The 14,761-nt window shown below is 65.2% G+C and carries 10 protein-coding genes; 4 read left to right on the forward strand and 6 right to left on the reverse strand.

What is annotated here, in order from left to right:
* Positions 1-309 precede the first annotated feature (309 nt).
* The 6 genes from QMG25_RS19640 to QMG25_RS19665 form a co-directional block, all read right to left on the reverse strand.
* On the reverse strand, positions 310-3,090 hold the full coding sequence (locus QMG25_RS19640) for a molybdopterin-dependent oxidoreductase (protein ID WP_283462781.1): 2,781 nt from the start codon (positions 3,088-3,090) through the stop codon (positions 310-312).
* A 4-nt stretch (positions 3,091-3,094) separates the two neighbouring features.
* Positions 3,095-4,048, reverse strand: a complete 954-nt coding sequence (locus tag QMG25_RS19645; protein ID WP_283462782.1) for an FAD binding domain-containing protein — start codon at positions 4,046-4,048, stop codon at positions 3,095-3,097.
* Positions 4,049-4,057: 9 nt separating this feature from the next.
* Positions 4,058-5,335, reverse strand: coding sequence for an XdhC family protein (locus QMG25_RS19650; protein ID WP_283462783.1), 1,278 nt, complete (start codon positions 5,333-5,335; stop codon positions 4,058-4,060).
* Positions 5,316-5,495, reverse strand: coding sequence for a hypothetical protein (locus QMG25_RS19655; RefSeq protein WP_283462784.1), 180 nt, complete (start codon positions 5,493-5,495; stop codon positions 5,316-5,318). The genes QMG25_RS19650 and QMG25_RS19655 overlap by 20 nt, the downstream gene beginning before the upstream one ends.
* Before the next feature lie 308 nt (positions 5,496-5,803).
* Positions 5,804-7,309, reverse strand: coding sequence for an NCS2 family permease (locus QMG25_RS19660; RefSeq protein ID WP_283462785.1), 1,506 nt, complete (start codon positions 7,307-7,309; stop codon positions 5,804-5,806).
* A 17-nt stretch (positions 7,310-7,326) separates the two neighbouring features.
* Complete coding sequence (locus QMG25_RS19665; RefSeq protein ID WP_283462786.1) at positions 7,327-7,812, reverse strand: nucleoside deaminase; 486 nt, start codon at positions 7,810-7,812, stop codon at positions 7,327-7,329.
* Positions 7,813-8,205: 393 nt separating this feature from the next.
* Here QMG25_RS19665 and QMG25_RS19670 point away from each other — a divergent pair, with 393 nt between their 5' ends.
* The 4 genes from QMG25_RS19670 to xdhC all read left to right on the forward strand — a co-directional run bounded on the left by QMG25_RS19670 (position 8,206) and on the right by xdhC (position 14,734).
* A complete protein-coding gene (locus QMG25_RS19670; protein ID WP_283462787.1) occupies positions 8,206-9,567 on the forward strand; it encodes an 8-oxoguanine deaminase in 1,362 nt (453 codons plus the stop codon).
* Between the two features lie 300 nt (positions 9,568-9,867).
* Positions 9,868-11,523 carry a xanthine dehydrogenase small subunit gene (locus tag QMG25_RS19675; protein WP_283462788.1) on the forward strand — a complete coding sequence of 552 codons (1,656 nt, stop codon included), beginning with the start codon at positions 9,868-9,870 and terminating at the stop codon, positions 11,521-11,523.
* Positions 11,520-13,913, forward strand: coding sequence for a xanthine dehydrogenase molybdopterin binding subunit (gene xdhB, locus QMG25_RS19680; protein WP_283462789.1), 2,394 nt, complete (start codon positions 11,520-11,522; stop codon positions 13,911-13,913). The genes QMG25_RS19675 and xdhB overlap by 4 nt, the downstream gene beginning before the upstream one ends.
* A 17-nt stretch (positions 13,914-13,930) precedes the next feature.
* On the forward strand, positions 13,931-14,734 hold the full coding sequence (gene xdhC / locus QMG25_RS19685) for a xanthine dehydrogenase accessory protein XdhC (RefSeq protein ID WP_283462790.1): 804 nt from the start codon (positions 13,931-13,933) through the stop codon (positions 14,732-14,734).
* The last annotated feature ends 27 nt before the right edge of the window (positions 14,735-14,761 follow it).

Raw genomic sequence — 14,761 nt, forward strand, 5'->3', positions numbered from 1 at the left:
CTGCAAATGCTCGCCAAAAACGGTGAAATCGACGCCACCATCCCCACCCAAGCAGCCACCAAATACGACCTCCTCAACGTCAACGCAGGAACCACCGGCAACGCCGGCGGCGAAGGCTAAACCCCACGCCCACCCACGCAACACAGCAATACCCCAGCAATAAACGAAGGGCCGGCGCACAAAGTGCCGGCCCTTCGTCGTTCCCGCTACTTCCCCACGCAGCCCACGAAAGTTCAGTAGTTGGCAATGTTGCGCCGGCAACTTTGCCAACTACCTCGCTTTCACCTCGCGACTTCTACTTCGCGAGGTCTAGGTCGCCAGGACGGGCACGGCAGGCATGTGCAGCCTGGCCTCCTGCAAGCCCAGGTAGATCACGTCGCGGGCCAGCGGCAAAGCGGTGAACCTGACCCCCGTTGCGTTGCGTATTGCGTTGGCCAGTGCCGGTGCCACCGGATTGAACGGGCTCTCGCTCATGGACTTTGCCCCGAGCGGACCCAGCACATCGTGCGTTTTGGCAAAGTACACTTCGCTGCGCGGCACGTCGGCAAACGTGGGGATGTGGTACTGGCGCAAAATGGTGTTCTCCACCGCGCCGTCCGGACCCACCACCACTTCCTCGTACAGTGCCGCACCAAGCGCTTGGGCTATCCCACCCTCAACCTGCCCGCGGCACTGGCGCGGGTTGACCACCACTCCGGCGTCGGCGGCCTGCACGCTTTGCAGGATGCGCAACTCCCCCGTCCCCGTGTTGACGGCCACCCGGAAGCCGTGGACGTTGAAGGCCACCGAACGGGGTGTGCCGCCCCAGCGCCCGTGCGCCGTCAACTCGGTCCCGGCCCCGGCCAAGAGCGCGGCCAAGCGGTCCAAGGGCAGCAGGGTGCCGCCACAGTCCACGGCTCCCGGCACCAATGTGCACGTCTCCGCCGTAACACCGGTGTGGGCGGCTGCGGCCTTGCAGATCTGTGCGGCCAGTTCCTCTGCGGCCAAGAGTGTTGCCTTGCCCGCCACCACGGTCCCGGTGGAGCCGAACGCGCCGGTGTCGTGTTCAGTCAAGTCGGTGTCCGACTGACGCACAGCCACGAGCCGGGCGCGGCTGTTGAGCGCCGTCGCGGCGACCTGGGCGTGCACCGTGGTGGTGCCATTGCCGAACTCCGCCGTGCCGACCCTGAGTTCAAAGGTGCCGTCGGGCAGCAGCTGCGCCGCAGTGTGAGCATAGTGACCGCTCGGCGGGACGGTGTCGATCATGCTCAGGGCCGTGCCGGTTCCCACGGCCCAGTCGCGGCCAAGGTCGTCCAGTCCGGCATCGCGGTACCGTTCTTCACCGCGGCGCAAGGCGTCCACGACGAGCTCCACACACTGGTCCAGGCCGTAGCTGCCATATTCAACGTCTTCCTCCGGTGCCGGAGAAGTCGACAGCATAGGCGTACCGTCGCGGACCATGTTGCGCCGGCGGAACTCCATGGGGTCCATGTCCAGACCTGCCGCCAGCTCGTCCATGGCCGATTCCACGGCAAAGAACATCTGGCTGAGCCCGTAGCCGCGAAACGCACCCGATGGAACCGTGTTCGTGTACACGGACCGCGCATCCACCTTCTTGTTGGCACACTGGTACACCGCCAAGGATTCCCCACAGCTGTGGAACATGACGCCGGGGGCGTGGTTGCCGTAGGCCCCGGTATTGACCAACACGTCCACAGCCAGCGCAGTCAGAGTCCCGTCGTGCTTGGCCCCTGCAGACAACCTGATGGTGAAGGGATGCCGGGTAGTGGAGGCGGTGAGTTGCTCGGTGCGCGTGTACTCCAACTGCACGGGCCGGCCCAGGGCCAGTGCGGCGAGCGCCACAATGTCTTCGGTGAGCATTTCCTGCTTGCCGCCGAACCCGCCGCCCACCCGTCCGGCCACCACATGCACGCGGTCCTCCGCCAGACCCAGCACCCGGGCCAGCGCACGCTTGGTCAGGAACGGGGTCTGGGTCGAGGAACGCACGTGCAGCCGGCCTTCTGCGTCCACATGTGCAATGGAAGCGTGTGTCTCCAGCGCAGTGTGCTGCACCCGCTGGGTTGTGTAGGTTTCCTGGTGCACGACGTCGGCCTCCGCCAGCCCCGCTGCCACGTCCCCCAGCTCGGTGTGGAGCTCAGCGACAATGTTGCGTGCCGGGTCGACGATACGGCTGGTCGCTGCGTTCTTGTCGCCGTGAACCGCAGGGGCGCCGGGGAACAGCGCCTTCGCCGGATCCAGGACGGCGGGCAGCAGTTCGTACTGCACCACGACGGCGCGCACTCCCGCTTCGGCTGCGGCAACGGTGTCCGCGACGACGGCCGCCACGCGCTGCCCCACGTGGCGCACCACCGAATCGAGAACCAGGGTGTCGTCGGGGTCGTCCGTGAAGATCTCGTGCTGGGCGGTGGAGAACAACAAGGCGGGCGAGTCCTCGTGGGTGAAGACGGCCTGCACGCCCGGCACGCGCAAGGCCGCTTCCGTGTCGATCGAGAGGATGCGAGCGTGGGAGTGCGGGGACCGCAGCACCTTCATGTGCAGCAGGCCCGGGTAGTCCCCCGGGTCGACGTCGAGGGTGTAGCGGGCCGTTCCGGTCACCACTGCCCGTCCGGCGGGGGCCCCGGGACTGGCTCCCACATGCCCGCAGTCGTCTTGGGTTTCCGTCATGTCCGTGGAAACGCCGTGCACTGCGTCGTCGATGGCCCGGTAGCCGGTGCAGCGGCACAGGTTGCCCTTCAGGTTCCGGGGCAGGTTGTCCTTTTGCGCGTCGTCGAACGTGGCCGTCGTCATGAGCATCCCGGCGGTGCAGAAACCGCATTGGAAGCCCTGGGCGGCCAAGAAGTTCTCTTGCATGGGGTGCAGGGTGTCGCCGTCGGCCAGGCCCTCCACGGTGGTGACGGACTTGTTGTTGGCGCGGACAGCCGGGTAGACGCAGCTGTGCACGGGCACGCCGTCCACATGGACGGTGCAGGCGCCGCAGTCGCCACCGTCGCAGCCTTTCTTTACTCCGAGCATGCCCTCCTCGCGCAAAAAGGTGCGCAGACACTGGCCGGGGCGTGGTTCATGGGGGTGGTGTGTGCCGTTAATGTCCATGGGGTCAGTCCTTGATGGTGGTGGATTCGCACAGCTCGGCCCGGATTTCCTCGGCCAGCCGGTAGGTCATGTCGCGGCGCCAGAGTGGCAGGCCGTGTTGGTCGTCGTGGTACAGCTCGTACGGAATTGCCGTGTCGAGGGCTGCGCGAAGTTCGGCGGCGCCCGGCTTGGTCAACCCGGGGAAGCGGTGGCCGTGCAACACGGCCGCACCCGACCCCCCGCCGTCGGAGGCGCTGTTGGAGGCACCGCCGGAAGCAGCATATAAAGCACCCACTACCGGGCCGAAGCGCAGCTGCACGGGGTGCCGGGTGGCAGCTGTCACGGTGATGATGAGTTCACCGCTCTCGTCCAGCCGTCCAATCAGCAACACGCCGGAGCGGCCCAAGTTACTCAAGGAGAGCCGCCGGAACGCCACGCGCGAGCGCAAGGCGGCGGCGGGCAAATGGATGCTGCGCAGCAGCTCACCGGGCGCCAGGGAGGTGCGGGCGTTGCCGGTGACGAGGTCGGCCACGGGCAGCTGCCGGCTTTCACCTGCGGGCATGAGCACGGTGGCCGTGCCGTCCAGTGCGGAACATAGGCTCGTCATGGGCCCGGCCGGGAGGGCGGTGCAGATGTTTCCCCCCACAGTGGAGCTGTTCCATATCTTGAACGAGGCCACGAACGAGTCGCAGCACTGCCGCACGAGTTCCAACGCAGGCCATTCCACCGGCATCCCCGACACCTCCGGCCGGTCCGGCAGTGCATGCAGCTCGGCCACAGTGCAGGTGGCGGCCAGCTCGAGGCCTTCCTCCGTGATAGTCACGGACTGCCAGCCCGCCTCCGTGACGTCCAGCAGGCGGCGCAACGTGCTGCTGCCGTAGGAGAACAAAACGGTGCCGCCTGCCAACCAGGCGTCGCCCTCCCGCCAGTGCGCCGGGTCTGCAGTGGGGATCATTTCCTCAATGGTGTTCATATCCATGGATGCCTCCTAGGCGTGAGTGAGTTCGTGGGTGGGGTCTGGCAACACGGAAACGGGTTCCGGAGTGGCATGGATGGCGCCGCTGCCACGACTCAGCTGGGCGTGGGCTGCACGGCCGTTGCGGAAGGCGATGACGCCGGCGGCGATGGAGACAGCAACCTCGGCCGGGGTGCCGGCGCCCAAGTCCAGGCCGATCGGCGAATGCAGAGTGGCCAGCTGTTCAGGGGCCACCCCCGCCTCCAGCAGGGAGTCAATGCGCTTGGCATGGCTGAGCCGGGAGCCCAACGCCCCCACGTAGGCCACGTCCAGGGACAGTGCCACCTCCAGCAGCGGAATGTCGAACTTGGGATCATGACACAGGACGCACACCACCGTGCGCGCGTCCACCCGTCCGGCGTCGACCTCTTGCTGCAGGTAGCGATGCGGCCATGCACCCACCACCTGGTGGGCCGGGGCGAAACGTGCCTGGGTGGCAAAGGCCGGGCGGGGATCGCACAGCGTGACGCCGTAGCCTAGCAGCGCGGCCTGGCCGATCATGGCCTCGCCGAAGTCGTTGGCGCCAAAAATCAGGAAGCGCGGGGCGGGCAGCCGGCTTTCCACCAGAAGGGTCGTGGCAGGGAGGCTACACCATTCACCGTCGCCGCCCAGATCCAGCAGCGAGGCGCCCCCGCCGGCCGCCAACGTTTGCAGTCGTTTCGACAGGGCCCGGACGACGTCGGTGCCGGGCCGGATGCCGGAGCCGTCGGCCAGCATGTCCGCCAGCGCCGCGAGGGACCCCACGCCCCCGAGCGCATCCGGGCCGCCAGCCAGCAGAAGGGACGGACCCGACGCCGCTCCCCCAGTCCCGAGGCGGCTCACCAAGACGGTGATCCTTTCGTCGGCTGGCAGGACACGCCCGGCCAGGCCATCAGTCAGTCCGCCGATTAAGTCGCCAGTTAGGTCGCCAGTCGAGTCGCGGGCCAGGTCATGGGCCGGCAGGGGCTGGATGTGCACTTCGATGGTGCCGCCGCAGGTCAGGCCCGCGGCGAAAGCGTCCTGGTCGGTGTAGCTGAACCGGGCGCGTTGCCCTTGCCCAGTCTCGATGGCTTCGCCTGCGGCTTGCACCACAGCGCCCTCGACGCAGCCGCCTGACAGACTTCCCAAAACCTCGCCGCTGCTGGACACCAGCATGGAGGTGCCCATGGGGCGCGGGGCCGAACCCGAGACGTGCACAATGGTTGCCGCCGCGAGCGTCTCGCCGCGTTTCACGGGTGGCCAGGTTTGCGCTTCAGCCAGCAAATTCAACATGCTCGTCCCCTTCCACAAACGCAAGGGGTGCAGCTGGTTCCGGGCGCCGGCCCGCCGGCGCGTTGGCCGGCAGGAAATAAACGGGCAGCAGCCGTGAAAGGGAAAACGGTGGCGCCAAGGCCAGGCGGGGCGGGGCGGGGGTGAAATACTGCTGGTGCATAGTGGGTTCCTTGCCACGTAGTGCAAGGAGCGTGGCAGGAGTCATGGACGAGGGGTCCACCCAACGGCTGTCCTTGCGTGTGAGTTCAAGATCGCCCGGTTGATAGCGGCCCGTCATTGGGCGCCCGCCGTTGGCATTCAGACAAAGCTAACATCGTACAGTCATACGAACCAAACTATTTGAAAACAATCTTCCACATAGTGAAATTTATGGAGTGTCGCGGGGTCCCTTTGGCGTGGCAGGGTGCGAACCGTGGCAGGCACCGCAACGTTGCGGGGCCTGCCAAGTTGCGGGGCCTGCCACCGTCCCTAGTTGACGCCGAGGAGCTCCTGGATGGGTCCCATGCAGAAGTAGATCGCAAACGCTGCAGCCACGCCCCACATCAGGACATGCACTTCCTTGGCCCGTCCCTGTGCAACATGAATGATCACGTAGGCAATGAAACCGGCACCCAGGCCGTTGGCGATCGAGTAGGTGAACGGCATCAAGATGAACGTCAGGAACGCCGGGAAACCAATCCCGTAGTCGCTCCAATCAATGTGCCGTACTTGTGAGGCCATCATGAACCCGACAACCACCAAGGCGGGTGCCACCGCCTCGAACGGCACTATTGCCACCAACGGGGCAAAGAATGCCGCGAGTAGAAAGAGCAGGCCCGTAAAAATTGCGGCCAGGCCGGTGCGTGCACCCTCGGCGATTCCAGCGCCCGATTCGACAAAGATCTCATTGGCGGAGACGGAGCCAAAACCGCCGGCAATGGATCCGCCAGCATCCACGAGCAATACCCTGTTGGCATTTTTCATGTTGCCGTCTTTGTCCAACAGCCCGGCCTCGCTGGCCAGCCCCGTCATGGTGCCCATGGCGTCAAAGAAAACGCTGAGCAAAATGGTAAACGTCAGGAGAAGCGCGGACATGAAGCCCAAATGGATGAACGCCCCGAACAGGTCCACCTTGCCGAAGAGGGATAAATCAGGCACCGAGAAGATCTCGGTGGGCACGACGGGGACCATGAGGGACCAGCCGGAGGGATCAGTCTGGCTGGAGGCGGTGTTCGTGAAGATTTGCATGCCCACGGCAACGATCGTTGAAACCACGATCCCAATGAGAATTGCACCTTTGACCTTGCGCACCACCAAGATGATGGTGAGCACCAAGCCGAGAGCAAAGATCAGAGTGGGCCAGCCCAACAGTTTTCCATTCTGGCCCAACATCACCGGCACACTGGTGTGCGCTGCGTCGGGAACGCGGCGGACGAACCCGGCATTCACCAGCCCAATAATGGCGATGAACAATCCAATCCCCACCACGATGGCCGTTTTCAGCCCCGCCGGGACCGCCACCATGACAGCCTCCCGCAACCCGGAGAGGACCAAAATGAACATGATAATACCGGAAATGACCACAAGCCCCATGACTTCCGGCCAGGTGAGGTCCGGTGTGGTGGCGACCGTGACTGAGACGAAGGCGTTGACACCCAGGCCGGCGGCAAGGGCGAAGGGATACTTTGCCCACGCCCCCATGATGATGGTCATCACGCCGGCGACAACCGCTGTCACCGCGGCAACTTGAGGGATTCCCAAGGTGGCACCCGAGCCGTCCGGGGCGCTGAGAATCAAGGGGTTGAGGACCACAATGTAGGCCATGGCGAAAAATGTGGCCAGACCACCGCGAAATTCGCGCATGACGCTGGATCCGCGTGCGGTGATTTCAAAGTAGTTGTCGAGGGACTGCCCGATGCCGCGCTTGGGCGCTGGCTGTTCGGGGTTGGGGGAGGAAACAATGTCCCTTTTCCCCGTACGGTTCAAACTAGACATGTCTGTTTTCACCCGTCCTAATAATCAATGCGGGTGTCGAGGCGGTCCCAGGTGGTGAACGGCGCGAGGGGATCGCTGGAGCCCGGGGCGATCTGCTGGACAGGCATGGTTCGCTCTTCGACAGGGGTGTCGAAAAAGTCATAGAAGACCGCATCGTCGAAGCCGGAGCGGGCGGCATCGTGCCGATCCGCGGCAAAGTAGACCTTCTCCACACGTGCCCACAGGGCCGAGGCCAGGCACATGGGGCAGGGCTCGCAGCTGGTGTAAAGGGTGGCTCCGGTGAGGTCGAAGGTGCCGAGGGCCGCGCATGCATTTCGGATGGCCGTGACCTCAGCGTGGGCGGTGGGGTCATTGTTGGCCGTCACCCGATTGATACCCTCGAAGGCCCTTCCGTCCGCGGTGACAACGACTGCGCCGAACGGCCCTCCATGGTCCAAGACGTTGGCCGTGGCCAAGTCGACTGCCTGGGCCATGTAGCCCTGATTGTTTTCGCTGGTGTTCATGGTGACTTCCTTGTCACTGGGGCAACCGGCATTTTTCTTATTGGGGAGCGCTCGGGGCTCCACGTACCAGTGTGCACTTGGGTTTGAAATCAAGATACGCCCGGTAGATAGCGTCCCCCAGGGGTGCCCGCCTAGACATGGTTGAGACGCTAGCACCTGAAATCAAGCGGGGGCAATAGTTTTTTTGAAATTTCCTTTTCATATGACGGAAGCTTTAAATCGTTGACATTCCTGTACTTCGAACCTAAGTTGTCTTATGGAACGCTCTTGCGGACCAACCTGGATCAGCAGACAGGGACACACTGAGCTGGCACCCAATGGTGCTGGCTTTTTCGTTTTTAAGGCCGGACGAGGGCCACCCAGCCAAGACGACTGCTTGTAAGGAACCATCCCATGCATACCCCCGCACCCCACCGCCTCTGGCTAAAAAACCCCTTGGCCGTGTTTACCGCCAATCACCTCGACGCCGGCGGCGGCCTCGTCATCTCCGGCACCATCATCGAGGAGCTGGTGCCCACCGGAGGAAGCCCCTCACTCCCCTGCGACGAGGTGTTCGACGCCGGACGGCACGTGCTGTTGCCCGGGCTCATCAACACCCACCACCACTTTTACCAGACGTTGACCCGCGCCTGGGCTCCCGTGGCCAACGCGGAATTGTTCCCGTGGCTCAAGACGCTCTACCCCGTGTGGGCCAGGCTCACGCCGGAGGACCTGGAGCTGGCCACGAAGGCGGCGCTGGCCGAGTTGCTGCTCTCCGGCTGCACAACAGCAGCCGATCACCATTACTTGTTCCCGCAGGGCTTGGAGGAGGCCATTGACGTCCAGGTCAAGGTGGTCCGCGAATTGGGCATGCGGGCAACACTGACGCGAGGCTCAATGTCCCTGGGCGAGAACGACGGCGGGCTCCCGCCGCAGTCCACTGTGCAGGATGCCGATGTGATCCTGGCCGACAGCGAACGGCTCATCCACGCCTACCACGAGCGCGGCGACGACGCAGTCATCCAGATCGCCCTGGCACCGTGCTCCCCCTTCTCCGTGACACGGGAGGTGATGCAGGAAAGCGCCCAACTCGCCGAACGGCTGGACGTCCGCCTCCACACACACCTGGCCGAGACTATCGATGAGGAAGACTTCTGCAAGGAGATGTTCGGCCTGCGCACGGTCGACTATCTCGACAGCGTCGGTTGGCTGACGGACCGGACCTGGCTGGGCCACGGAATCCACTTTGACGACGACGAGATTGCGCGTTTGGGTGCCGCCGGCACCGGTGTGGCCCACTGCCCGTCGTCGAACATGCGTCTGGCCTCCGGAACGGCACGCGTGCTGGAGTTGGAGGCCGCCGGTGTCCCCGTGGGGTTGGGCGTGGACGGCTCGGCTTCAAACGACGCCTCCAACATGATCCAGGAAGTGCGCCAGGCGCTGTACCTGCAGCGCCTGCATTACGGTGCCTCCGTCACCACGGACCGGGCACTGGGCTGGGCCACCCGCGGCTCCGCGAAAGTCCTGGGGCGCCAGGGGCTGGGCGAACTGGCCCCTGGCCGGCAGGCGGATCTGGCCCTGTTCACACTGGATGACCTGCGCTTCTCCGGCTCCCACGATCCCTTGGCCGCCTTGGTGTTGTGCGGAGCGGACCGTGCCGATCGGGTCATCGTCGGCGGAAAATGGCGCGTCGTGGACGGGGCCATCCCGGGCCTTGATTTGGGGGATCTGATCGCCCGCCACAGCGCCGCGGCCCGCCGACTCGTCGCCGGCTGACCTACGCCCTGACTGCACACCGGCCACCCTGCGCCGAACTCCACCCGCGGGATGGGCAACGAACTGCGGACGGCCGACGGCCGCATCATGAAAAGTACTCCTGCTGCCTCATTGCACCGGCTCCGGGGACCATACCGTTCCTCGCGCCGAAGGTGTAGGCTGCGTCACAATGGCCACCGCCTGTTCGCATGGATAACCTGGTGGGGCTGTCTCTATCCCGTCGGCCTCAACCATGCAAAAACGAATGCTGATGCGCATTGGTTACACACCGCTGCTGGATAGACCGAAAGAGGATTGACCATGACCGGAACTGTCGATCGAGCCGAAACGGACGCGGCCGCCACTGCCTTGACCGTCAACGGAAGCGAAATGTCCGTCGCGGGCGTCGCCCCGTACACCACCACCTTGCAGTGGTTGCGCGGCAGTGGGATCACCGGTCCCAAGGAGGGCTGCGCGGAAGGGGAGTGCGGAGCTTGCGCGGTGATGGTCTCCCGCCCCGACGGGAACGGGGGCACCCGCTGGACGTCGGTGAACTCGTGCCTCGTTCCCGCCGCGATGCTCGCCGGTCAGGAGATTTACACGGCCGAAGGGCTGGCTACCGCAGACGAACTGCACCCGGTTCAAGAAGAGATGGCACTGCGGGGCGGCTCCCAGTGCGGATATTGCACTCCAGGCTTCGTCTCCTCGATGGCGGCAGAGTACTACCGCGAGGACCGTGCCGGGTGCGCATGCGGGTCGGGCGGTTGCGGGTCGGCTCCGGCCACCTCCGGCATTGTTTCCACCGCGCGCGCCGTGCCCACCGGAAACAAACTTCCGTGGCCGCTCGTCGTAGACGACGACGCCCAGCGCCTTGACCCCTGGCTGCCACCGCGGATCGAGCAGGATGCGGATGCCAAGGCCGTGCCGGTCACGAGGTACGAAACGACTGCCAAGCACGAGCCTGAGGTCGGACCCAACGGATTCAATCTGCACGCACTTTCGGGCAACCTGTGCCGGTGCACCGGATACCGGCCGATCCGAGACGCGGCGTTCGCCCTCGGAGAGGTCGATCCCGACGATCCGATCGCCCAGCGCCGCGACCGGCCCGCGCCCACCGGCAGCCCACTGCGAATCGAGACCCCGGGCAGCGCCTTCGTGCGTCCGGCCGATCTGGAGGAGGCGCTTGACCTCCTCGTCGGAACACCGGAAGCCATTCTGCTCGCCGGCTCGACCGACTGGGGTGTCGAGCTGACCATCAAGCATCGCCGCGCCCCGCTGACGATCGCGATCGACCAGCTATCCGAATTGCGCCAGTTCCATGTTGCAAGCGACCACATCGAGATCGGCGCGGCATTGACTCTGTCGGAAGTCGAGCGTCTCCTGGATGGTTCGGTGCCCCTGCTGGACCACGTCTTCCCACTTTTCGCATCCCAGCTGATCCGGAATGCTGCCACGATCGGCGGGAATCTCGGCACCGGCTCCCCGATCGGCGATATTGCCCCCGCGCTCCTCGCGCTCGACGCAGACCTGGTGCTCAGCTCGAGGCGAGGCGACCGGACCGTTGCGCTGGCCGACTACTTCACCGGTTACCGGGAGAGCGTCCGCGCAACCGACGAACTTATCCGTGCAGTGCACATCCCGACGCCGGTCGCGCCGCTCGGCCGGTTCTACAAGGTGGCCAAACGCAAGTTCGACGACATCTCCTCGGTGGCGGTGGCCATCGCCGCGACCGTCGCCGACGGGAAGGTCGAACACATCCGCATCGGTGTGGGTGGCGCGGCAGCCATGACGCTGCGCGCCAAGGGCACCGAAGCCGCACTGAGTGGAAAACCGTGGACGGCTGAGACTTTCGCGGCCGCTGCCGACGTCATGATGAACGAGGTGACGCCGATGTCCGATCATCGGGCCAGCGCCGAGTACCGCAGTGCCACACTCTCCCAATCCATCCGTCGCTTCCATGCGGAGGTCTCATCATGAAACCGTTTTCGTCCCGCCCCCTCGCCGAGATCCCGGACGGTGCCGTCACCGGCGTCACCGTGCCGCACGAAGCCGCTTGGGAGCACGTCACAGGACGGGCACTGTACACCGACGATCTTCCCTACCGGTCAGCCAATGTTCTCCACGCGTGGCCGCTGCAGGTGTTCGCCGCCCACGCCCGCATCGACTCCCTCGACACTTCCGCGGCCAAGACCATGCCCGGAGTTGTTCGCGTGCTCACCGCCGAGGATGTGCCGGGCGTCAACGACCATGGTGACATCGGCGACGAGACCCTCTTCCCCGACGAAGTGCTGTACCACGGCCAACACGTCGCCTGGGTGCTCGCTGAGACGCTCGAGGAAGCGCGCCTGGCAGCTGAGGCCATCGAGATCTCCTATACGGAGCTGCCGTCCATCATCACCACCCAGGAAGCCATCGCCGCAGGGCAGTTTCAGGGGCCGCGGGCCACCCTCCAACGTGGCGATGCAGACGCGGCCCTTGCCAATGCTCCGCACCGCCTCAGCGGTGGAATCGACATCCAGGGCCAGGAGCACTTCTACCTTGAGACCCAGGCATCGTTCGCCACCGTCGACGAGAGTGGACAGGTCTTCATCCAGTGCTCCACCCAGGCCCCGAGTCACACGCAGGAGGTAGCGGCCCGGGTCCTCGGCGTGTCATCGAGCCAAGTCACCGTGCAGTGCCTGCGGATGGGAGGTGGCTTTGGCGGCAAGGAGACGAACGCGAATGCTTTCGCCGCCGTTGCGGCACTGGGCGCCGTGCTGACGGGCCGACCCGTGAGCCTGCGCCTGAACCGCACCCAGGACATGACCATGACCGGCAAGCGCGGCGGTTTTCATGCCACGTGGGAGGCCGGTCTGGACGACGAGGGGCACATTCTCGCTTACAAGGCCGTGCTGACCGCCGACGGCGGATGCAGCGTGGATCTGTCCCCTGCCGTGGTCAGTCGCGCACTGTGCCACGTCGACAACGCCTACTATCTTCCCAACGTCCACGTGGTCGGCCAGATCGCCCGGACCAACAAAACTTCGCATACGGCATTTCGTGGCTTCGGCGCCCCGGCGGGAATGATCGTGACCGAGGATCTTCTTGGTCAGGCGGCCACGAAGCTGGGTATCGGCGAGGAGGAGATCCGCCGTCGGAACTTCTATGCCCCGGGCCAGACCACCCCCTACGAACAGGTGGTCAGCCAAGCCGAGCGCATGTCCGACATGTGGGACAAGCTCAAGAAGACCAGCGACTACGAGGCCCGGCTTCTCGACGTCGCCGAATTCAATGCCCGGCACGAGCACGTCAAGCGGGGATTGGCCATCACTCCGGTGAAATTCGGCGTGTCGTTCAACAAGCCGTTCTTGAACCAGGCCGGTGCGCTGGTGCTCATCTACCGGGACGGCTCGGTGCTCATCAACCACGGTGGCACGGAGATGGGACAGGGGCTGCATACGAAGATGTTGCAAGTCGCGGCGACAGCGCTCGGTGTCCCGCTGCGACGGGTCCGCCTCGCTCCGACCCGGACCGACAAGGTGCCCAACACGTCGGCCACGTCGGCTTCGACCGGCTCCGACCTCAACGGCGGCGCGGTAAAGAACGCTTGCGAGATCATCCTTGACAGGCTTGCACCGGTGGCGGCCGGCATGCTCGGGGTCCACGCGAACGACGTACGCATCACGGGCGGGGTAGTCAGCGGATTGGGAACGGACAAGAGTGTGACTTGGGTGGAGCTCGTTGAGACGGCGTACCTCCAGCGCGTGTCCTTGTCGACGACCGGCTATTTCCGCACGGAGGGACTCTTCTTCGATTCGAAGACCTACAAGGGCAACGCGTTCAAGTATTATGCCCGCGGGGTCGCGGTCGCCGAGGTGGAGGTCGACGGATACACCGGTGCGTACACTGTGCGCCAAGTGGACCTGCTGCACGACGTCGGCAGTTCGCTCTCGCCCTTGATCGACCTCGGGCAAGTTGAGGGTGCATTTGTCCAGGGCGTCGGCTGGCTCACCCAGGAGGACCTGCGCTGGGACACCAGCGACGGGCCCAACCGCGGCAAGCTGCTGACGCAGGCAGCGAGCACGTACAAACTGCCGTCGTTCTCGGAGCTGCCGCAGGTGTTCAACGTGGACCTGTACGTGCACCCCACCGATGATGGAAGCGTGTACGGGTCGAAGGCCGTGGGCGAACCGCCCCTCATGCTCTCCATCGCGGTGCGAGAGGCGTTGCGGGCGGCCGCCGCGGCGTTCGGCGAGCCTGGACACCAGGTCGAGCTGCCTTCCCCTGCCACCCCCGAGGCAGTGTACTGGGCGCTGGACCGGGCGCGCCGGCCGGTCCCTGCGCCTATCACTGCGTCGGTCCCTGCGCCGTCCCTCGCGGCCGAGTGATCCAGGGAGGGCACACAGTGGACTGGTTTGACGGCCTGGCCAGGGCTCGTGCTGCCGGGACCGCAGGTGTCCTGGCGACGATTGTGGAGGTTCGCGGCCACTCTCCCCGCGACGTTGGCGCGAAGATGTTCATCGCCGCCCACACCGCGTCGGGAAGCATCGGTGGCGGCAACATGGAGGCAACGGTCACCGAGCGTGCCCGCACGATGCTGAAGAACGGGGCGGACACGGTGCTAGAAGTCGAGTTCGGCCTCAATGAGCATGCGCACGTCGCTTATGGCACCCAGTGCTGCGGTGGCATCGTGAGGGTGCTACTTGAGCCGATCGGGCGGCGCCCCACCGTCGCGATCTTCGGCGCCGGCCACGTGGGCAAGGAGCTGGCACGCATCCTGAGCCGGAACGAGCTTGTTCTTCACCTTGCCGACTCCCGACAGGGCATGATCGAGCCGGCTTTCGCCGCCATGCTCAAGACGGGCCCGGCCACAGTGCACCTCCATACCCTTCCTGCCCCCGAAACCCTCATCGCGGACCTCCCGGAGGGCGCGCATGTCCTCATCCTCACCCACGACCACGCCGAAGACCTGATGCTCTGCGACGCAGCCCTCCGGCGTGAAGGGGTGGGGAGCATCGGGGTGATCGGATCCGCTGCGAAATGGGCCAGGTTCCGGATGAAACTCGCGGCCGAGGGACACTGCGAATCCGTCATCGAACGTATCCAGTGCCCCATCGGCGTGCCCGACCTCACCGGGAAACACCCTGCCGTCATCGCCATCAGTGTCGCTGCCGACCTCATGCGCATCTTCCAGAAAGTTGATCCATAAAACCCCGCCCCGGAGACGGCCGTGGCC

This window comes from Arthrobacter sp. H35-D1 (genome assembly GCF_030063185.1).
GTDB lineage: Bacteria > Actinomycetota > Actinomycetes > Actinomycetales > Micrococcaceae > Specibacter.

Excerpts from the sequence above, each read along its gene's own strand:
- QMG25_RS19655 (WP_283462784.1), bottom strand. The coding sequence starts at position 5,495 with ATGCACCAGCAGTATTTCACCCCCGCCCCGCCCCGCCTGGCCTTGGCG.
- QMG25_RS19650 (WP_283462783.1), bottom strand. The coding sequence starts at position 5,335 with ATGTTGAATTTGCTGGCTGAAGCGCAAACCTGGCCACCCGTGAAACGC.
- xdhB (WP_283462789.1), top strand. The coding sequence starts at position 11,520 with ATGAAACCGTTTTCGTCCCGCCCCCTCGCCGAGATCCCGGACGGTGCC.
- QMG25_RS19645 (WP_283462782.1), bottom strand. The coding sequence starts at position 4,048 with ATGGATATGAACACCATTGAGGAAATGATCCCCACTGCAGACCCGGCG.
- QMG25_RS19660 (WP_283462785.1), bottom strand. The coding sequence starts at position 7,309 with ATGTCTAGTTTGAACCGTACGGGGAAAAGGGACATTGTTTCCTCCCCC.
- QMG25_RS19675 (WP_283462788.1), top strand. The coding sequence starts at position 9,868 with ATGACCGGAACTGTCGATCGAGCCGAAACGGACGCGGCCGCCACTGCC.
- QMG25_RS19665 (WP_283462786.1), bottom strand. The coding sequence starts at position 7,812 with ATGAACACCAGCGAAAACAATCAGGGCTACATGGCCCAGGCAGTCGAC.
- QMG25_RS19670 (WP_283462787.1), top strand. The coding sequence starts at position 8,206 with ATGCATACCCCCGCACCCCACCGCCTCTGGCTAAAAAACCCCTTGGCC.
- QMG25_RS19640 (WP_283462781.1), bottom strand. The coding sequence starts at position 3,090 with ATGGACATTAACGGCACACACCACCCCCATGAACCACGCCCCGGCCAG.